The following is a 20,265-nucleotide window of genomic DNA, read 5'->3' as shown; positions in this document are numbered from 1 at the left end:
AGCAACAGTTGAGGTTCCCCGGATGCTCTAGAATCCACATTCTCACGCATTTTACAAGATAGTCCATTGTTCTATTCTAGCAATCCCTCTCATAAGCTAAGTCATATCAACTACCTGCTCGTAAACGCGCTTATGGAGGCTGCTTAGATGAAGTTGAAGAAGAAACGCGTGATTAACCACAGGGTCATCCTATGGATGGCTGTTTGCTTATCTTCCATGCTATGTGTAACTATTATCGTTCCAGGATTGCTAGTTAAGAAGATTCCGGATGGCGGCGGGCAACCTCCTATCCAAATTGCGAAAGACGGACTGCTCAAGGAAACAATCACTGAACAAGGCCTAATGATTCCCGTGTATCTGACCAAGAAAGCGACGATTGAGACGGTACCGCTGGAACAGTATGTGAAAGGTGTGCTCGCCGCCGAAATGCCGGTTGAATTCGAGCTAGAGGCGCTCAAAGCGCAGGCTATGGCAGCCAGGACTTATGTTGTGCGTAGAGTGCTAGAGAAGGATTACAGCAATATGCCGGTTAACGATGCACTTGTGACAGACACAACTGCGCATCAAGCTTATATCACGGATCAAGAGCTAAGAGACAGATGGGACAAGCATTACGAGACGAATATGGCCAAAATCGATAGAGCCGTGAATGAAACCAAAGATCTAATCCTCACTTATGAGCATAAACCTATCAACGCCACCTTTTTCTCGACTAGTAATGGATATACTGAAAACTCGGAAGATTACTGGCCGTTCAAGAGTCCTTACCTGCGCAGTGTACCAAGCCCTTGGGATATTAAGCTATCTTCTCGCTATCAGGAAACGGTTGATTTCAGTTACAAGAGTATGCTTCAGAAGCTAGGCGTTACGAGTATTGCAACAACAGGTACAAGCACCAAAAATATGAAAGTACTAGCGTGGTCGGCCGGCCACCGGATTAAAGCTATAACGATAGGCGGTAAAATATTCTCAGGCCGTGAAGTACGAGAGAAGCTAGGACTAGCATCCTCTCAATTTACGTGGACATGGTCAGGCTCCAAAATCACGTTTACCACCTACGGATATGGCCACGGTGTTGGCCTAAGTCAATGGGGCGCCAATGGTATGGCGAAGGAAGGTAAAACCGCGGAGCAAATTGTAACCTACTATTACACAGGCATCTCTATCGAAAAAGCGACACCTTTTATCCCAAAATCGTAATCCTTTACCGTTTCTATAAAAATATCTTTCTTCAAGTATAAAACCTTTAAATGTGTCAAGAATGGTTGATGAGGTGATAACCATGAATGATCAAAACAAAGGTTTTCAAAAAGAAGAAGCTCCTAAAACTGCACAAGGAGCACAAAGTACGACATCCACATGGAAGAGGTTGCTTGCTAAGAAGTGGGTATTCCCAGCAACGTATATGGCAGCAGCAGCAATTATCTTAACCTTAATGTGGGTGTACCAGGACGCCGGGAAGAAGACAGTCAGCCAAGAAGATCTGGGCATTAAGGTTAGCAGCGACAAAGCGACAGACACTTCCAAAGCACCGGACGGGGCCGTCGCGGTCAACGCACAAACCGAAACGATACAGTGGCCTGTTAAAGACAGAACACTAGTCGAAGTCTCCATCCCCTTCTATGACACGAATGCAACGAATGAAGTAAAGCAGGCGGCAATGATTCAATATAACGATCAATTGACGCCGCATACTGCAATTGACTTGAAAGCCAAAGATGGTGCAGCATTTGATGTATTAGCTGCTCTGAGCGGCAAGGTGACTGCGGTTGAGCAGAATCCGGTTGTTGGCAGTCTCGTTGAAATTACACACAGCAACGGTTTGACCAGCATTTACCAAAGTTTGTCCGATGTGAAAGTAGTCAAAGGCGCTGAAGTGAAAAAAGGCGATATCATCGCGAAAGCAGGACGCAACGAGTTCGAGAAAGAGGACGGCGTGCATCTGCACTTTGAAGTCCGCCAAGTTAGTGATAATGCAGCGGTTAATCCAGAAACGCTTTTAAACGCTAAGCAGTAATTCGGTTCGACGCATAGGCGACAGCCTACATAAATTAAGGCAGCGGGTATATCCTGCTGCTTTTTTGCATGAAGATATGGATTCGTTTTTACTTTGCTTCGCATCCATTTTGCCAAAAACGCTTGTCCGAAGGACGCCAGAATCGATTATTCCTGATTATTTTGAAAATAAATATGGGAAATGGGCTTGTCAGGCTTGGCTACGTAGAATATCTAGTCATGCCCCTCATATACTTTACCAAACTATCTCGAGTAGGGAGGCGAGGGGAGTGCACGATTACATCAAAGAGCGAACCATTAAGATTGGTACCTGTATCGTCGAGACCAAGAATACGGTTCGCACCATTGCTAAGGAATTCGGCGTTTCCAAAAGCACGGTGCACAAGGATTTGACGGAAAGACTACCGGAAATCAACCCGGACCTGGCCAACCAGGTGAAGCACATTCTGGAGTATCACAAGTCCATCAGGCACCTAAGAGGAGGAGAAGCGACGAAAATTAAGTACCGAAAAACTCGAAATCCGAAGCATTCCGAAAACCTGGTCACGGTCAAGTCCTAAAAGTACCCTTCATCCCGATAGGTTTCCTATAACTGGACTTGTCGAAATTTCACGCAAAAGAGGAATTAATGCATTTATAACGAATTTAGCTTATAATTAGAATTATATACAAGAGCGCCGATTCTTCACGGGATGGACGGTAGGTTTAGGGAGGATTAATTAGAAATGTTAAGCAAGGATATTGGAATAGATCTCGGCACGGCGAATGTGCTTATTCATGTAAAAGGACGCGGTGTTGTGCTCGATGAGCCTTCCGTTGTAGCGATTGAAAGCGATACGAAACGCGTGCTGGCTGTAGGAGAAGAAGCTTTCCGCATGGTGGGAAGAACTCCCGGCAACATTATCGCGATTCGTCCATTGAAAGATGGCGTTATTGCGGACTTTGATATTACGGAAATGATGTTGAAGCATTTTATCGCGAAAGTAGGGGGCAAGAATTGGTATTCTCATCCGAGAATACTGATCTGCGCCCCTACCAACATCACCTCGGTTGAGCAGAAGGCGATCCGCGAAGCGGCTGAGCGCAGCGGTGCCCGAGAGGTATTCATGGAAGAAGAACCGAAGGCAGCAGCAATTGGTGCCGGTATGGACATCTTCCAGCCTAGCGGCAATATGGTTGTAGATATCGGCGGAGGGACGACGGATGTGGCCGTGTTATCCATGGGTGACATCGTCACCTCCTCCTCCATTAAGATTGCAGGCGACAAGTTCGATATTGCGATCACGAAATATATCAAAAATAAGTACAAGCTGCTGATTGGTGAACGGACGAGCGAAGATATCAAGCTGAAAATCGGAACGGTATATCCACACGGTAGAGATCAAGAGATGGATATTCGCGGTAGAGATATGGTATCCGGTTTGCCACTGACGATCACGATTCACTCCAGTGAAGTACAAGAAGCGCTGTGGGATCCGGTTTCCTCCATCGTGACGGCGGCCAAAAGTGTATTGGAGCGAACACCTCCAGAGCTATCGGCAGACATTATTGACCGTGGTGTTATTCTGACAGGCGGCGGAGCATTGCTTCACGGGCTTGATCAACTGCTGGCGGACGAGCTGAAAGTACCTGTATTAATTGCCGAAGATCCGATGTCCTGTGTCGTTAAAGGAACAGGCATTATGCTCGATAACTTAGATAAGGTTACCAAACGTAAATTTTAATTAGACATACTACCCAAGAGGTGAAGAGATGTTAAGAGGACTGTATACCGCGGCGGCAGGCATGATCTCCGAACAGCGCAGACACGATACCATTACGAATAATATTGCCAACATTAATTCCCCGGGTTTTAAACAAGGCAATGCTTTGTCTCGATCGTTCCCGGAGATGCTGATATCGACGATTCGCGGTGGACAAGGTGCCTCGACAGCTCCCATTGGGAAGATGAGTCTAGGTGTATTTTCCGAGGAGAGCATCTCCCTCCATGCACAGGGTGATTTGCAAGAAACGCAAAACCCTTTCGATTTTGCCCTTGTTTCCAAAATACAAGTGCCTGGTATGTCCTTTGATGCTTCAGGTAAGTTCGTGGACGCGAACGGACAACGCACGTTTCAGCCGCAGGCACTGTTTACGGTGTTGAACGCGAATGGTGAGCAGCGTTATTCCTTGAACGGGAAGTTCACCGTTGATACGGCAGGCCAGCTAGTTAATGCCAACGGGAACCTTGTGCTAGGCAGAGATGGACAACCCCTGCTGCTGATTGATGGAGCGGGTCAGCCGATTCACTCCTTCAAGGTGACAGACAAGGGTGAGTTCATTGATGCGAATGGTCTTCCGCTTCTGGGGCCGACGGGCCAACCCGTAGGATTGATGCTCTCGCGAGCTGAGAATCCGAATCTATTGCTGCGTGAAGGTAACGGGCTGCTGCGCATTAATCCTGGCGATGAAGCAACTGTAACGCAGGTTGCTGCAGGTGACCAAGTACAAGTTCGTCAAGGCTTCATAGAACGCTCTAATGTTGATTCCGCGCAATCGATGGTCGATATGATGTCAGCGCTTCGCGCTTATGAAGCAAACCAAAAAGTGATCCAATCTTATGATAAAAGTATGGAAAAAGCCGCGAATGAAGTTGGGCGCGTCTAATCTAGCTGGCGAAGGGGCAGGACCATGAACAATTCCATGATTAACTCATCGGTATCCATGCATAGCTTACAGCAAAAGCTGGATATTCTCTCCAATAATATCGCGAATGTGAATACGAACGGGTTTAAGAAGAAGGAAGCCTCCTTCGAGGACGTTCTGACTAACGTCAAGTCGCAGCCAGAAGGATTCCGTCAGTTAGGCCGGTTCTCGCCGCTTGGTTTTAACCAAGGGTGGGGCTCGAAGCTTGTGCAAATCCAGACAAATTTGTCCCAAGGACCCATTCAGTCTACGGGGAATGTGACGGACTTTGCGATTCAGGGAGACGGACTATTTGAAGTACAGACAGGCGAACTGGATGCTAACGGTCAAAGGCAAACGGCTTGGACTCGCAACGGGGCATTCAGTTTAAGTCCTAATGCTAATGGCGGAAGCGTGCTGACAACGAAAGACGGTCACTTTGTTACGGGTGTGGATGGTACAGGCGCTGATGTTAGCCCGATCCTCATACCCGCGGGCATTCGTCCAGTCGTTGAAAAAAATGGGACGATTAATGGCTACAGCGAACAGGATCCTAGTGCTGCGCCAATCAATTTGGGCCGGATCAAGCTAGTTCGCGTTGTACGTCCACAACTGCTCCAAGACGTTGGAGACAACCTTTATGCTATTCCTAATGGCATAACGGCTGCTGAGAAGGCAAATATCTTACAAGATGTGAACCCTTTGGTTGATAACCCGGCTAACCGTGTTAGTCTCATGCAGGGTTTTCTGGAGCAATCTAACGTTACGCTTTCGGATGAAATGACAGATCTGGTTATCGTGCAAAGAGCGCTTCAACTCAATTCCCGAGCTATTACATCTTCGGATCAGATGATGAATATCGCGAATAATTTGCGCGCCTGATCTTAGAAAGGGAGGGATAGGGCTCGATGTCAGACAAGCCTGCTCCACCGAAGAAGAAACCAAGGCCGAAATGGCTCCATATTATATGGCTTATTTTCAAAATCATTCGTATTCCTGTGCTATGCGTGCTGGCCGTTTTTATTGGCCTATGGGTAGGTTACTCCAAGCTTGGTCATCAGCCTGCTGGGGAAATTTTTCATATGAGTACTTGGCGGCATTTATACGATCTGGTATTTGCGAATTAACTCTAACTCCCTCGTGGGAGTTTTATTTTTGTCTAAGCAGCGGTATAATGAATGAAGGCTAAATGTCCCAGATATCGGATACTAACGCGCAGGAGGGGTACTTTGAATATACCGAACATGCTCACTATCAGCAGGTTTGTTCTAATCCCTGTGTACCTCGTGATTTTTTTTAGTGGTCATATCCAAGTTGCCTTTATTATTTTACTGGCAGCCGGACTTACGGATATCCTCGATGGCTATATCGCAAGAACTCGCGGACTTATTACACCTGTTGGTGTCATGCTGGACCCACTCGCTGATAAAAGCATGATGATTGCCGTGGTTCTATCCCTGCTCATATCGGGCTTGATTCCTTGGCAGGCAGCTGCGGCGATGTTCATTCGTGATTTAGGTATGATTGTGGGATCTGCCTTCTTTCATTTCAGGGGCAAATTAACGGTTCCCGCCAATGTGATGGGAAAGTTAACGACGGTTCTCTATTATTTTGCTATTCTCTTCATCGTTTTTCATTTAACCTTTGCAATGACCTATTTATGGTTTGTAATCGGGGTCTCATTCTTAACTTCCTTCATTTATATTCTTCAGTTCCTTGTATTAAATCGAAGAGCTAAAATGAAAAATTAATGTATGCTACGAAAAAAGAGCCTATGCATAAGTCTGTTACACAGCCCTGTACATAAGCTCTCCCTATATGAACCTTCACTTCTGCAGTTAATGAAGGGACACCCCTATTGTAAGTCATTACCTTGTATTTTATACAAGTATTTTGAAAGGAGTTTTTAAACCGTTATGCTAGATATTAACCAGATTCAAGAGATCATTCCTCATCGCCCTCCCTTCCTGCTTGTTGACCGTATTTTGGAGGTCGAAGAAGGGGTTAGAGCTGTAGGTATAAAGAATGTTACGATTAATGAACCGTTCTTCGCAGGACACTTTCCTGGCTATCCGGTTATGCCCGGTGTGCTGATTGTTGAAGCTTTGGCACAAGTAGGTGCTGTGGCTGTTCTGTCGATGCCTGAATATAAAGGTAAAATTGGTTTATTTGCGGGTGCAGATGGTATTCGCTGGCGACAACAGGTCGTACCTGGTGATACACTAACTTTAGAAATGACGATTACACGTGTAAAAGGAACCATTGTCAAAGGCCAAGCTGTGGCTAAGGTAGGCGACAAAGTGGTAGTCGAAGGCGAGCTTATGTTCGCCCTTGCTAATAAATAACCCATAGATAAAAAGGAGATGAACCTGACTACTATGACGCGTGTACAAACAGAGTATCAATTATGGTTAGAGGATCCAGCAGTGGATGCCGAAACGAAGAAAGAACTGCGTGCTATTCGGGAAGATGAGAGAGAAATTGAGGATCGCTTTTATAAAGACCTTGAATTTGGCACAGGAGGACTTCGCGGCGTGATTGGCGCTGGAACGAATCGAATCAACGTGTATACCGTTGGACGCGCAAGCCAAGGCTTGGCACAATATGTGAATGGGACAGGCGTTACAAGTCCTTCCATTGTTCTAGCTTATGATTCACGTCATATGTCGCCGGAGTTCGCTTTAGAATCTGCTCTCGTGTTCGCAGGGAATGGCATTAAGGCTTATCTCTTTCAAACACTGCACGCGACACCTCAGCTATCCTTTGCCGTGAGATACTTAGGTGCGTCCGCAGGGGTTGTCGTTACAGCTAGTCACAACCCACCTGAATATAATGGGTATAAAGTATATGGAGCAGACGGGGGACAACTCGTTCCTGAGTTTGCGGAGCAGGTCATTGCACAAGTACAGAGCATCGATTCCTTCGACAAGGTCAAGAAAGTTACGCAACAAGAAGCGGAAGCGCAAGGGCTGCTTTCCTGGATAGGGGAAGAGGTCGACCAAGCTTACATCCAAGCCGTAACGGCGATCAGCCAGAACCCGGATGTGATTAAGCAGATCGAAGGCGATTTCCGCATCATTTTCACTCCTTTGCATGGAGCGGGCAATGTGCCTGTACGCGAAGTGCTGAAAGCAGTTGGCTTCGGACAAGTACGTGTTGTAGCCGAGCAAGAACTTCCGGATGCCCAATTCTCGACGGTTAAGTCTCCGAATCCAGAGGAACGGGAAGCTTTCACACTCGCTATTGCACAAGCGAAAGAGTGGGACGCCGATATCATCATCGGAACCGACCCTGATGCTGATCGCATGGGTGCTGTTGTGAAGGATCCGAACGGCGAGTATGTCGTTTTGTCAGGTAATCAGTCTGGTGCTATCATAGTAAATTATTTATTATCAAGCTTGAAAGAGCGTGGAACACTGCCTGCGAACGGCGTCGTCGTCAAAACGATCGTTACAAGTGAAATGGGCGCAGTTATCGCGAATCATTATGGGATTCCTACATTAAATACGCTAACTGGCTTTAAATATATTGGGGAGAAAATGTCCCAGTTCGAGCAAAATGGTGAGTATACGTTCTTATTCGGATACGAAGAAAGTTATGGCTACTTGGCCGGGGACTATGCCCGGGATAAGGATGCTGTTATCGCAGCGATGCTGATTGCTGAAGCGGCAGCTTATTATAAGAAGCAAGGCAAGACTTTATATGAAGTACTTCAAGAGCTGTACGAATCCTTTGGTTACTTTTTGGAAAAACTGGAATCAAGGACGCTGAAAGGGAAAGACGGCGTGGAACAAATCGGGCGCATCATGGAAGCTTGGAGAACGAATCCGCCAACGGAGATCAGTGGCACTCGTGTAAGCCAAGTGGAAGATTACGCAGAGGGCATAAATGGCCTTCCTCGTGAAAATGTGCTGAAATTTAAGCTGGATGATGGTTCATGGTTCTGCTTGCGTCCTTCAGGAACGGAACCGAAAATTAAGTTTTATTTTGCGGTACAAGGATCTACAGGTCCAGCAGCCGCACAGCAACTGGATGGCATTATTCAATATGTGCTTAACCGTGTAGACGGATAATGAAATAGGAAAACTGAACCTCTTCAGAACCTAAGTCAGGGATAGGTCGTCTAATGAATAGATGGAAATTAAATCCGCATTCATTTGGCCTATTACCCGGGGCAGGAACTGAAGGGGTTTTCGAATGTAAGTACATGCTTTACGAAGTTAGCTTTCTATCGGAAAGATCTAAGGAGTGGACAACTTGGCACAACGGTATCAAACATGGAATAAACCTCTCAAAAAAATCCTATGGTGGCTCGTCATTATTGGAATGGTAGTCTCCCTGCCACTAGCCTACACGCGTCACCAAACGGAAACTTCGGCCAACCAAGTCGAGTTTGTTTTCGATTATCGCGATTTACTGGATATTTCGGATATTCAGACGAATCCGCAAGCTTTTGTCGCTGAGCAGTTGAAGAATATGAAAGCAGCGGGCATTGGCTCAATGGCTGTGTATGAGAGTACACTAGCGGAGCTTAAAGAGAGCCGCCGCATCGAGGTATATAACTCACGAGACGCTGCTGCACTTACCCAGACCTTGGGTGATCCTAACGAGAATTTTACCTACGTGCTTTACGCAGACAGTGCCACACAGCAGAAGCTGGAGCCTTTGATTCAGAAAACGTTCGCGGATCTGAAGGTTGCTACGAAGCCGTGGAGTTTCAAAAATAGAAACGGACTCATCATCCAAATGAGCATGGACGATGCATCGATCAAGGGGATGGACCCAGACCCGATGACCTTACAAATGCTGAAAAATCAAGGGTTCCAAATCGTGGTTCGCCTATCGAATCGCAGACCATTTGTAACCAATGAAATGGATCGCCTGCTGAAACAACTGCATGATTTCGGCGTGAAGCGCATCATTGTCGATGGCAATGAAGTTCCGGGCTACACGGAGGAAAATACTGAAATTAATCTCAATAGAATGGCAGATCTTCTTAATAAAAACGGCATTGGCCTAGCTGCTATTGAGCTATTAAAAGAGCCGCAAAAAGGGTTTAGTACGCTATCTAAGCAAACGAATTATAACGTCGTTCGATTGCATTCGTTCACAGAGAAAGACGGAGAAAAGTTAACAGAGCCGCTCAAAAAATCGGAACTGCAGGATCGCATTCAAGGCGTAGCGGATCGTTTTGTCCTTGCAGTGAAAGACCGCAATATCCGCATGGTGTTCTTGAATGCAAGGCCAGTCAAAAGCTTGGATAAAGGCAAAATCGTCGATCCGTTAGCAGCTTACTACGAAAGTTTGCAAGGAAAAGACGGCGCTATTCCTCGCATACAACAAGGCGGGTTTACGCTTGGACCAGCTGAGCCATTTGACGTAAAAACGACAGGCTGGCAGAAGATCGCCCGCATCTTCATGCTGATTGGCGGTGCTAGTTTAATCGTGCTGATGGTGTCCTTCTTCGTACCGGAAGCCATGCTGCTCCTCTTCGTCTTAGGTATACTTGGACTTATTGCTCTGCATACACTTTCCGCTAATCTTTACGAGCAAGGTCTTGCCTTAAGTGCAGCCATTAGCGCACCGAGCATAGCGATCATGCTGGCCATTCGTTCCGTTCGTTCAGGAGCTGCTGCGAAATGGAAGTCAGGTCTTGCTTACGCGTTATGGACACTAATCAAAGCATCTGCGATTTCGCTGATTGGTGTCGTTTACGAAGTAGCACTTCTCAATCACATTACGTATTCACTCGTGCTGCAGCAGTTCCGCGGCGTTGGCGTACTGCATTTGCTTCCAATTGCAATCGCAGGTGTGTATTTACTATTCTTTAGCGAAAATAACACGTACAGAGATAAGCTTGCGAATATTCGCAGTATCCTTTCTTCCTACATTAGTGTGCTATGGATTGTAGTCGCTGGTGTAGCTCTAGCCGCCGTTTATTATTACTTGTCACGTACAGGAAATGAAGGACAGGCCTCTACTCTTGAAAAATTATTCCGCTCCTTCTTGGAAAATACATTGGGCGTGCGCCCTCGAACCAAAGAATTTTTGTTCGCACATCCGTTGTTCCTGCTAGGCGCATATTTGTCAGTTCGTTATAGACATGCCGTCTATTTGATCTTCATAGGTGTTATTGGGCAGCTTTCTATTGTAGATACATTCGCTCACTTGCATACACCGCTTCATATCTCTTTGATCCGTATAACCTACGGTCTTATGTTTGGTACATTGATTGGCCTCGTTCTGATTGCAGCTTGGGAAATAATCACAAGGAGTTGGAAACGATGGGTGCCACAGTTGTCAAAATAGCGCTATCTGGCTACTATGGCTTCGATAACAGCGGCGATGAGGCTGTGCTGCAATCGATTTTGATTGCTTTGCAGGAGCAAAGTCGAGAGCAAGGCATACAGATAGAGCCTATCGTCCTTTCTGCTAATCCTGAGAAAACGTCAGCGATGTACGGAGTGAAAGCTTATCATCGCATGAAGCCTGGTTCGCTGATTCGTGCATTACGTGAAACCGATGGTTTGATAAGCGGCGGTGGCAGTTTATTGCAGGATGCTACAAGCTCAAAGACGATCCCGTATTACTTGGCTGTCTTGAAAATAGCGCAGTGGCTGGGCAAGCCCACTTTTATTTACTCGCAGGGCATCGGGCCGGTTAGTCGCCCTATGTTTTATGGCTGGATCAGCAGCGTATTCCAGCGCTGCGCGTACGTGTCGGTCCGCGATACGGAGTCCGCGGACTTACTAGGGAAGATGCGGCTCCCGCGGGAGCGCATCACGGTAGTGCCTGACCCGGTCATGGGCTTACCGCTGCGCGGGACCGGGGCTGTTGGCGGCGCGGCAGACAACGCGCCGTTCGTGAGGACGGTTGGCGTGTCCGTCCGCTTCTGGAATGAGGACCGCTCAGAGCTGGAAGCTCTCTCGCGGTCCCTGCAAGTGCTGCTCGCAGCCGATGCGAACGTGCGGCTGCGGTTCTTGCCCTTCCACCTCCCTTCGGACGAGGTGGCGTCGCAGTTCGTGATCGATCGGCTCGGCGATCACGGGTCCCGGGTGGAGATGGTGCGAGGCATCACCCATCCGCAGGATATGCTCGCGCAGGTCGCGGAATGCGACCTGCTGATCGGGATGAGGCTGCATTCTTTGATTTATGCAGCCTCGCAGTTCGTGCCTATGGTAGGTATCTCGTACGATCCGAAGATCGACCAGTTCCTCCATAGGCTTGGCATGAAAGCCGCCGCATCGACAGCTCGCTTCGATGCGGATGCTTTCGCGGCCGAGGCGCAGCGCCTGCTGGCCGGCCGAGAGGCTTGGACGGCGTCCTGCCGCGCCGCCATCGAAGAGCTCAAAGCGCAGGCTCAGCTTCCTGCGCAGCGCATCATTTCTTTTTATAAACAAAGAACTAACAAAAAATAATAAAAAAATCAACCGAAATCCGATTTCCAACGTCAATTAAAGGAAGAGATATCTATGAGTTCAACATCAACAACGATCCAATCTAAGGTCGCATCTGCGAATGCTGTACCCAAAGTTCGCATCTACGGAGTGCCCGTCTCCAAAATGAGCATGGACCAAACCGTAGCTTACCTTACGAACGTTATTGAACAAAGACAACCCCATCAGGTCATTACCGCCAATCCCATTATGGTCATGGCCGCGCAAGAGGATCCTGCTTATCTGAGCATGATGCAGCGCGCTGAACTCATCGTTCCTGATGGAACCGGTGTCGTCTGGGCGGCTAAATACGTAGGCGAGCCTGTTGTAGAACGGGTTCCAGGCTATGATTTGATCCATGAGCTGATGAAAGTCGGAGAGTCAAAAGGTTGGAAAGTTTATTTACTTGGTGCTTCCAATGAGGTTATTCAAGCTGCAGCTGAGAAGCTTCGTACTACTTATCCGGGGATAAAGCTTGTTGGCGTACGTGATGGATATTTTAAAGACGAGCAGGATGCTGAAGTGATTCAAGATATCTTAGATGCAGCTCCGGATATTCTTCTCGTAGGAAGATCCGCTGCTAATCAAGAGCCGTGGATTGGGAAATACAAACAACAGATTGGTGTCCCTGTTATGATGGGTGTTGGGGGAAGTTTTGATGTTCTTTCGGGCAAGCTAAAAAGAGCACCCGTATTATTTCAAAAACTACGTCTTGAGTGGTTCTACCGCCTAATGCAGGAGCCTTGGCGCTACAAACGAATGCTTCTACTCCCAAAATTCGCATTGAAAGTGATGCGGGACAAAGAGAAAGTCACCAAACCATGAAAATATTTATGAAAATTGGCTGAAAACGGTCATTTCAGATGAATTTAGCAGTGGTATTTGTGGGCAAATGGGAGTATAATTCATTTCGGCGGATTACTTGCCACCCAAGACAAGAGGAGCTGTGAAGAAGACATGTATGGATTATATGCGATTGGGTTTATCGCTGCTTGCTTAATGGCGCTGCTGCTGACACCCCTAGTCAAAAAATTTGCCTTCTGGGTTGGAGCCGTTGATGCCCCTAACCATCGTAAGGTACATACCCGAATAATGCCGCGTCTCGGAGGATTAGCGATATTCCTTGCATTCGTCGGAGCTTATTTTGTCGTCTCTCCAGCACTTGATGCCGTTAACTCCAATGCTGCATTTGGGTTGCTAATCGGAGGCTTTGTGATTGTCGTCACGGGTGCCTTGGATGATCGTTTTCAGCTATCTCCCAAATGGAAGCTGCTCGGGCAACTGATTGCCGCTTGCATCGTTGTTTCCTTTGGTCTTAAGATCGACCTCGTTAACATTCCTTTCGGAACGACCAACCTGCCAATTGGTTGGTTAAGTATTCCGATTACGATATTATGGATCGTCGGTGTTTCCAACGCGATTAACTTAATTGACGGCCTAGATGGCTTGTCAGCTGGTGTATCGGGTATTGCTACCACTACAATACTAATTCTTGCCTTGATGATGGGCAATGTTACCGTTATTTTACTTTGCGTTATTTTACTAGGCAGTATCATAGGCTTCATGTTCTATAACTTCCATCCGGCCAAAATCTTCATGGGCGACTCCGGCGCCTTGTTCCTAGGCTTTGCCTTAGCAACACTATCGATTCTCGGCTTTAAGCAAGCGGCCGTTGTTTCGCTATTAATCCCTATTATGATTCTAGGCGTGCCATTATCCGATACCTTCTTTGCGATCATGCGCCGCTACGTCAATAAATTACCGATCTCTGCACCGGATAAAAGCCATTTGCACCATTGCTTGCTGCAGCTTGGGTTCAGTCATCGTACAAGCGTACTGATCATCTACGGAATTGCCTCCATCTTCGGCGGCAGCGCGGTGGTGTGCTCAGTCTTTATCTCCCAAGATTCCACTTGGGGACTTATCATGATCATCGTGGCTCTCTTCCTAGTTATGCTAGTTGGAGCTGAAGCTATTGGTATCATCAGTAAGAGCCGGAAACCGGTCCTGAACTTCCTGCAGAGGCTTGTAGGCAAGCAAGTTCAGAGTGATCGTATGGGCAAATAAGCTACAAAATCGGAATCCAACCTTCGGGTTGGATTTTTTTTGCATTTTATGAATTTTTTTCTTTCTCTAAACATTTCCTTCGTTATGACCGATAAGTAGAGTACAAGAACTTTTGGCTCTTTGCAGCGTCTAATCATGTGGAATGATAGAAGAATATGGGAGGGATTGTCGAAATCTAGTAAGTAAATTGAAGATAATACTTATACCATGGCGAAACTAACAACATTTAGATTACATAAGGAGGAACTAGTTTTGAAAACCAAGCAAAAAAGAAATAAGTGGATTAGCATAAGCCTCATGATCACTATGCTGCTCGCTCTGCTGCCACCAATGACAGCTTCAGCTGCGCCTGTTTTGAATATCACTAATCTATATGTACATACGATTCCTACGGCTGTAGACCCATTAGTTGACGCATCCATTCAACGTTTTACAGCAAACCCGATTACAGTTAGCGTAGATATCGGTGGTATTGCTGAAGAACAAATATCGGATATTTACTATGAGATTTATAATGTTAATACGGGACTATCCTCTACAAATAAAACAAATCGTCCAACAAGAGTAGCAAATAGTACGAACCAAATTACTTTTGAAAATGTCCAATTAACCGAAGGGCTTAATCGGTTTACTGTTAAGTTCAACAGTACATCCAATGTGGATTCCATACCGGGTTGGGCTTACTTTACACCTGTTTCGAATATTACGGGTTTAAAGTTTAATGATGATGCCTTTGCTGACGGCGCGATGCTGCCATCCCAAGGTCCTTATACGAATGCGACGATCACGGGTTCTGCAAATAATGCATTGAAAGTTGATGCTATTGTGAATGGGACTACATTTGAAGCATCCAACTTCGCTAACGGTGTTTTTACGTTCTTGACGAACACAAATCGGGTCTCAGATATGGTTTTGAATCCTGGGGATAATAAAATTCAGTTTATCGCCAAGAATCCGACGAACTATTACACTACCACTAGAACGTTCAAGTACGACAACGGCTTAGGTTTTGGTTACAACGGTACCATTGCAATGAAAGAATCCAGCGGCACACCGCCTGTTTATCCTCTCGTTACTGTACCGACATTATCCAGCAGTACTTCTAAGGATGTAATCTTCACCACTGACATTAAAAATAGTATCGGAAACATCACCCCTGGTGTTACAGACTATGTATATGCAGACATAAAAGTAGTAGGTAGTGGAGCAGGCTTCCGGTATACCTTCGCGACCAAAGCAATCAGCAATGTGACTGGAACACTATGGGGAGGGGGGGCGCCAGCGCTTACTACTGGAGCTACGTCGTCAACAGTAGGAACGAAGTACGAGACGCATCATATTAGCGCTAGCTTACCTTTGAGTGCTACTACAACTGCGCAAGAAATTGATGTCACACTTTCGAGTTCACTTGGGGCTCCTACTCAGCCTACTAAATATACGTTTAACTTTACAGATCCATCCTTGCCTTATTTAGACCATGTTGCGCAAGATTTATCAGGCTCTCCAATTGTCTTAACAGAGCAAGGGTCTAATCAAATTAATGATTTCCCTGCGGCAATTGATATTTATACGAATGCTTTGACTACTTCAGTGGATGTTCTCATTCCTGGTTTTGCAGGGAATGGTTCTTATGCTACTACACCAGTAGGGGGAACCTCGACACTTAACAAAGCAACTATTTCCTTACACGATATCCCAGATGGACCGACAACTTTAACGGTTACACCGGCAAGTGGTACTCCATTAACCTCAAACCCTGCGGGCAAAAAGGTTTATAACTTGAATATATCAAGTGCACCATATGTAATTGTGACTAACTTGTACAATGGTAAAGTGGTTACGAACAAAGCCCAATTTACTTGTGGAGCTGTAACTGCACCTTGTATCACAGGTAAAATCATTAACTTGCCAAAAGCAAACTATAACTTAGTAGAATTATCGATTAATGATAATAACGTTCCACTTTCAAATACAACGGTAACACCAAACACATCTGTGATTGACCCGAATACCGGGAATTTCACAATCTCTCTCGATACACTTAATGCGGTTAATGCAACTTCGGGAACTGCTTACAGCACACTTTTTGACACGGATGGTAAAAAAGCAATTCGCTTCTCTTTATTTATTAAACCTGACCCTGCGCAACCGAAAGTGCTCGTAACACAAACGAACTATGAAGTATTCGTGCTCAGTGATTATGCGCCTCTAGTTGAAAGCTTAATTCCAGATGTTGCTGTAACACCATATACGGTTGGTACTTTGCCGGGTGTTTATCAGACAACATCTAATAAGATACAACTTACAGGTACAGTACTGAATGCGACTTTAAACACACAAGCTATTCTTTACTTGAGAAAGCCTCCTGTAGGTTCGGCGGTTCCAATAGGCCCGCTTACTTTGAATCCAATCAGCGCAACAATTGATCCACTAGATAATAAACGATCAACAACGACTTTTAATTTAAGCAGTGTGCTTAATATGGATGCGTACGGTGATTACATTTTCGAGTTGGTTGCTACCAATACATCCGGTCGTACAACAACTAAAATGATTACTATTACTAAGCAACCGGTTTCTTACGTATTGCTTCAACCCACAAACTTTGTGAAGAATGTCGATAAAGTAGACCAAGCTAATGTGAATACCAACTCTGAGACAATAGTTCTTCAAGCAGATGGTGCAGATAGTGTTTTATTCGGTAAAAGTGAAGCTACACAAACCGCTCCTGGAATTTTCCGTTATGAAGTTGCGAATCTTAAGGCTGGAAAGAACGCAATTACGTTTACGGTCAATCGTGGAAAGGCTAAATCGACTGGATCTCTTGTTCTTTTCAACGTTAATACCCCAATAGAGGGTGCACAGTATAAAACGACGCTTGCTTCGAAAATGAGTATTTTTAATGGAGACTTCCTATTAAACTTTCCTAAAGATACGAAACTGATGAGGAATGACCGAACACAGACGGAACAATTCATCACAGTCGATCGTAAAATCGTATTCGGCATCGCGAACCAAGATGATGGTCGTGTAGAAAAGGCATCTGAAACTCCTGCAGGAACTAGATTCCTGATTGAGCCTACTGGACGTTTCAGACCAGCAAGTAAACGATTCTGGGTAGATGCAGGTACGATAGACATGAGCGCGGCGAGTACACCAGACTCTCTGAAAGCTGCATTACAAGGAAGTGGTAACCTACCATCTCCAACCTTGCTAGGACCAGGAGAAACGGCATTCTATACACGTAATATTAAAAGTTTGGTTGTTCCTACTCAACGTGGGACACTAACGATGAAATATGATGCAGAAATTCGTAATGACTCATGGAAATACTTATCGGTTTATCAATTCGGAACTTTCCTTGATCCTAGTGGAACTGGTAACCAGTTTGTTGGTTGGAAAAACATCGGCGGAGTTGTAGATCCTAAGGCTCATACTATTGAAGTGCCTGTAGATACCTTTGGGTATTTCCAAGTCATGTACATGGATAACAGCTTTAACGATGTTACCCTACATGATTGGGCGCGGGATTATCTCGATATCCTTTATTCCAAAGGCATTATGAATAATAAGTCTGCTGGGCAATTTTTACCGAATGATGCAATCACTCGTGGTGAATTCGTTACCCTACTAGTAAAAATCTTTGAAATTCCTTTAATTAATGAAGATACAACGCATCATACCAATGATCCAACAGACCCTAACTTCCAAGGAACCTTTGCAGATGTTAGAAGAGGATTGGGCTTATCCAACAGCAGCAGTTTGTATGACTTTATGCATATTGAGGCAGGAGCTAGAGCGGGTATCGTCAGAGGTAACTCGGCTGGACTGTTCGCTCCAGGTAACTCTATTAGCCGCGAAGACGCTTCTGTCATGATCGAGCGAGCAGCCAATATGAAAGTTAATTCAGACCCTGCAAAAAGTTTGCTTACGTTGAAAAAAAATTTTACAGATGCTGGTAATATCAGCATTTATGCACAACCTTCTGTAGAGGCAGTCATGAAAGCAGGTTTTATCGACGGTATCGAAAACGCTCTTGTAGAAGGGCAAAAGAAACCTACATTTAGCTTCGATCCGAAAGGTAATCTGACTAGAGCTCAAGCTGCAGCAATTGTGATTCGAGTGCTTAAACAGCAAAAGAAAATACCTAAATAATTAATAAGGAAATAAAGACTGTGTCCGATTTATCGGATGCAGTCTTTTGTTTTTACTGTGGCTATCGATCTTACTGGAAAATACTTATCAATGAAATTATGCATACAGTCACGTATACTAATTCATGTAGCCAAGGTGATAGAAGCGAAGCTACATAGAGTCATGTCATGATTTATTAGTCGTCCCGTTGGTTATAAGTTTTTATAACAAAAAAACTTTCATAATATTAGGAGGAAACAACCCTTTATGAAGAAAACATTATCCGTAGTTCTTACATCCGCTATGGCTCTTTCCATGTTCTCATCCCTAGCATTCGCTAAAACGTCTGCTGACTTTACAGACTTGAAAGACCTGGATGCAGCAACAAAAGCAAAGTTCGATGCGATGATCTCTGCTGGTATTTTTGACGGCGTGACTGACACAACTTTCGGTCTTAAAGACGAAATGAACCGCGCACAATTCGCCAAAGTAGCAGCATTGATCATGGGCCTTGATGTCAACAAAGACTTGCAAACTTCCACTTTCTCTGATGTTAGTGTGACCGACGCGGCGAATGGTTATGCACTTCCATACATTGAAGCTTTGAAAACTGCAGGCGTTACTGATGGCTATGCGGAAGGTCAGTACAACCCGGCTGGTAAAGTAACAAAAGAACAACTGGCTACTTTCTTGGTTCGTGTTCTTGGTCAAGACGCAGCAGCAAAAGGTAAAACGGGTACAGACACAACCGTTTCTGATTGGGCACAAGGTTATGTAGCACTTGCACTTGAATTGAAACTTCTTTCTAACGGCACAGACGGTACATTCGGCGGTATGGCTAACGCAACTCGCGATCTTCTAGTGAGCGGCGCATACGAAGCAAAACAACAGTACGTACCAGCTGGTAAAGTATCTGTCACTGGCGCGAAAGCAACTGGCGTACAACAAGTAACAGTAAGCTTTAACAAACCAGTAGATACAACTAAGGCTACAGTTGCTTTAACAAAAGGAACAGCTAATATTGCAACTACTGTTAAATTCTCAGATGATAAAAAATCCGCTGTACTGACTTTAACTGATGTTAAAGTAAGCGAAGGCAGCTACACAGCAACAATTTCTGGTTTAGATGCAGCTGGTGTTGATAAAACAACAGCAACATTTACAGCTGAAAATGAAAAAGTAACAAAGCTTAGCTTCGTTAACGCTGGCGATAAAGTAGCAAAAAGCGAAGCTGGTAAGAAAATTACGGTTAAAGTAAAAGCAGAGAACCAATATGGTGAAGTTGCTACTCTAAACGGAACTGAATATTCGGCAAATGTAGCAGGCGATGCAGTGACACCTAAGCGTAATGCGGATACTGGTTTGCTAGAAATCGAAGTAGATACATCCGACAACACAAAATACCCAACTGAAATCGGCGTTTTGCCAATCACAGTGAGCTTGAACCAATCTTCAGTTTATGTACAAAAAACATTTAAAGTAGGCTACACCCAAGTGGTATCGAAGGTAGAGCTAGGCGCGCCTAAGTATGCTGCAGGTAAAACAGCTTTATCTAAAGATGGAGATTCAGTTGAGTTTGAAATTACAAGATATGACCAGTACGGTGATGTAATCACAACCGATCTTCCTAGCACACTGCCTGCTCCGGTTATTACACCTAATGACATGAGCATCTTGAAAAAAGATTTTGATCTTACTAACAAAAAACTCACAATAACAGTAGATGCTAACAAAAAAGTAGAGAAGTCCGCTGAATACACAGTAACTTACTATGAAGGTGGCGCATCTGCAACGGCAAAAATCTCTTTGAAAGCATCCGCAGTTCCAGCGAAATTGGAGTTCGGTTCTTTCGGAGGAACACTAGCCGCTGGTGAAACGAAAGATCAGTATATCCCGGTTAACGCTTATGATGCAGACGGCAAACAATTGACAGCAGATGAAGTCGTAA

Annotated in this window: 16 protein-coding genes; all 16 read left to right on the top strand. The window is 45.3% G+C overall.

Annotated elements, in window-relative coordinates:
* The first annotated feature begins 147 nt into the window (after positions 1 to 147).
* Complete coding sequence (gene spoIID / locus G519_RS0116390; protein ID WP_029195642.1) at positions 148 to 1,200, top strand: stage II sporulation protein D; 1,053 nt, start codon at positions 148 to 150, stop codon at positions 1,198 to 1,200.
* Between the two features lie 82 nt (positions 1,201 to 1,282).
* A complete protein-coding gene (locus G519_RS0116385) occupies positions 1,283 to 2,017 on the top strand; it encodes a M23 family metallopeptidase (RefSeq protein WP_029195641.1) in 735 nt (244 codons plus the stop codon).
* Between the two features lie 268 nt (positions 2,018 to 2,285).
* Positions 2,286 to 2,576, top strand: a complete 291-nt coding sequence (gene spoIIID, locus G519_RS0116380) for a sporulation transcriptional regulator SpoIIID (RefSeq protein WP_029195640.1) — start codon at positions 2,286 to 2,288, stop codon at positions 2,574 to 2,576.
* A gap of 165 nt (positions 2,577 to 2,741) precedes the next feature.
* Positions 2,742 to 3,740 (top strand): rod shape-determining protein, encoded by a 999-nt coding sequence (gene mreB / locus G519_RS0116375; protein WP_029195639.1) that lies wholly within the window; start codon positions 2,742 to 2,744, stop codon positions 3,738 to 3,740.
* A gap of 28 nt (positions 3,741 to 3,768) precedes the next feature.
* Positions 3,769 to 4,662, top strand: a complete 894-nt coding sequence (locus tag G519_RS0116370; RefSeq protein WP_029195638.1) for a flagellar hook-basal body protein — start codon at positions 3,769 to 3,771, stop codon at positions 4,660 to 4,662.
* A 24-nt stretch (positions 4,663 to 4,686) separates the two neighbouring features.
* Positions 4,687 to 5,562 (top strand): flagellar hook-basal body protein, encoded by an 876-nt coding sequence (locus tag G519_RS0116365; protein WP_029195637.1) that lies wholly within the window; start codon positions 4,687 to 4,689, stop codon positions 5,560 to 5,562.
* 26 nt (positions 5,563 to 5,588) lie between these two features.
* Positions 5,589 to 5,807 carry a DNA-directed RNA polymerase subunit beta gene (locus G519_RS43270; RefSeq protein WP_036633168.1) on the top strand — a complete coding sequence of 73 codons (219 nt, stop codon included), beginning with the start codon at positions 5,589 to 5,591 and terminating at the stop codon, positions 5,805 to 5,807.
* 102 nt (positions 5,808 to 5,909) lie between these two features.
* A complete protein-coding gene (locus G519_RS0116355; protein WP_029195636.1) occupies positions 5,910 to 6,431 on the top strand; it encodes a CDP-alcohol phosphatidyltransferase family protein in 522 nt (173 codons plus the stop codon).
* Between the two features lie 165 nt (positions 6,432 to 6,596).
* Entirely contained in the window at positions 6,597 to 7,025 is a 429-nt protein-coding gene (gene fabZ / locus G519_RS0116350) for a 3-hydroxyacyl-ACP dehydratase FabZ (protein WP_029195635.1), read from the top strand.
* 24 nt (positions 7,026 to 7,049) lie between these two features.
* A complete protein-coding gene (locus G519_RS0116345; RefSeq protein ID WP_029195634.1) occupies positions 7,050 to 8,753 on the top strand; it encodes a phospho-sugar mutase in 1,704 nt (567 codons plus the stop codon).
* Between the two features lie 184 nt (positions 8,754 to 8,937).
* The gene (locus G519_RS0116340) at positions 8,938 to 10,989 is read left to right on the top strand and encodes a DUF5693 family protein (protein WP_029195633.1); all 2,052 of its coding nucleotides are present in this window, start codon (positions 8,938 to 8,940) and stop codon (positions 10,987 to 10,989) included.
* Entirely contained in the window at positions 10,965 to 12,098 is a 1,134-nt protein-coding gene (gene csaB, locus G519_RS0116335) for a polysaccharide pyruvyl transferase CsaB (protein ID WP_029195632.1), read from the top strand. The genes G519_RS0116340 and csaB overlap by 25 nt, the downstream gene beginning before the upstream one ends.
* Positions 12,099 to 12,152: 54 nt before the next feature.
* A complete protein-coding gene (locus G519_RS0116330; RefSeq protein ID WP_051253439.1) occupies positions 12,153 to 12,941 on the top strand; it encodes a WecB/TagA/CpsF family glycosyltransferase in 789 nt (262 codons plus the stop codon).
* 132 nt (positions 12,942 to 13,073) lie between these two features.
* On the top strand, positions 13,074 to 14,183 hold the full coding sequence (locus G519_RS0116325) for a glycosyltransferase family 4 protein (RefSeq protein WP_029195630.1): 1,110 nt from the start codon (positions 13,074 to 13,076) through the stop codon (positions 14,181 to 14,183).
* 252 nt (positions 14,184 to 14,435) lie between these two features.
* Positions 14,436 to 18,338: an S-layer homology domain-containing protein gene (locus G519_RS0116320; RefSeq protein WP_029195629.1), complete on the top strand. Its 3,903-nt coding sequence runs from the start codon at positions 14,436 to 14,438 to the stop codon at positions 18,336 to 18,338.
* 246 nt (positions 18,339 to 18,584) lie between these two features.
* The coding region (locus G519_RS0116315) for an S-layer homology domain-containing protein (RefSeq protein WP_029195628.1) at positions 18,585 to 20,265 on the top strand (1,681 nt) is incomplete at its 3' end.

This window comes from Paenibacillus alginolyticus DSM 5050 = NBRC 15375, assembly GCF_000422905.1.
Lineage (GTDB): Bacteria > Bacillota > Bacilli > Paenibacillales > NBRC-103111 > Paenibacillus_E > Paenibacillus_E alginolyticus.
Note: the sequence above shows the minus strand (reverse complement) of the source record. Positions and strands in the feature narration are given on the sequence as shown.

What these genes read in the sequence shown, in the direction of transcription:
- mreB (WP_029195639.1), top strand. Translation starts at nt 2,742, where the DNA reads ATGTTAAGCAAGGATATTGGAATAGATCTCGGCACGGCGAATGTGCTT.
- fabZ (WP_029195635.1), top strand. Translation starts at nt 6,597, where the DNA reads ATGCTAGATATTAACCAGATTCAAGAGATCATTCCTCATCGCCCTCCC.
- G519_RS0116330 (WP_051253439.1), top strand. Translation starts at nt 12,153, where the DNA reads ATGAGTTCAACATCAACAACGATCCAATCTAAGGTCGCATCTGCGAAT.
- G519_RS0116365 (WP_029195637.1), top strand. Translation starts at nt 4,687, where the DNA reads ATGAACAATTCCATGATTAACTCATCGGTATCCATGCATAGCTTACAG.
- spoIID (WP_029195642.1), top strand. Translation starts at nt 148, where the DNA reads ATGAAGTTGAAGAAGAAACGCGTGATTAACCACAGGGTCATCCTATGG.
- csaB (WP_029195632.1), top strand. Translation starts at nt 10,965, where the DNA reads ATGGGTGCCACAGTTGTCAAAATAGCGCTATCTGGCTACTATGGCTTC.
- G519_RS0116325 (WP_029195630.1), top strand. Translation starts at nt 13,074, where the DNA reads ATGTATGGATTATATGCGATTGGGTTTATCGCTGCTTGCTTAATGGCG.
- G519_RS0116370 (WP_029195638.1), top strand. Translation starts at nt 3,769, where the DNA reads ATGTTAAGAGGACTGTATACCGCGGCGGCAGGCATGATCTCCGAACAG.
- G519_RS0116385 (WP_029195641.1), top strand. Translation starts at nt 1,283, where the DNA reads ATGAATGATCAAAACAAAGGTTTTCAAAAAGAAGAAGCTCCTAAAACT.
- G519_RS43270 (WP_036633168.1), top strand. Translation starts at nt 5,589, where the DNA reads ATGTCAGACAAGCCTGCTCCACCGAAGAAGAAACCAAGGCCGAAATGG.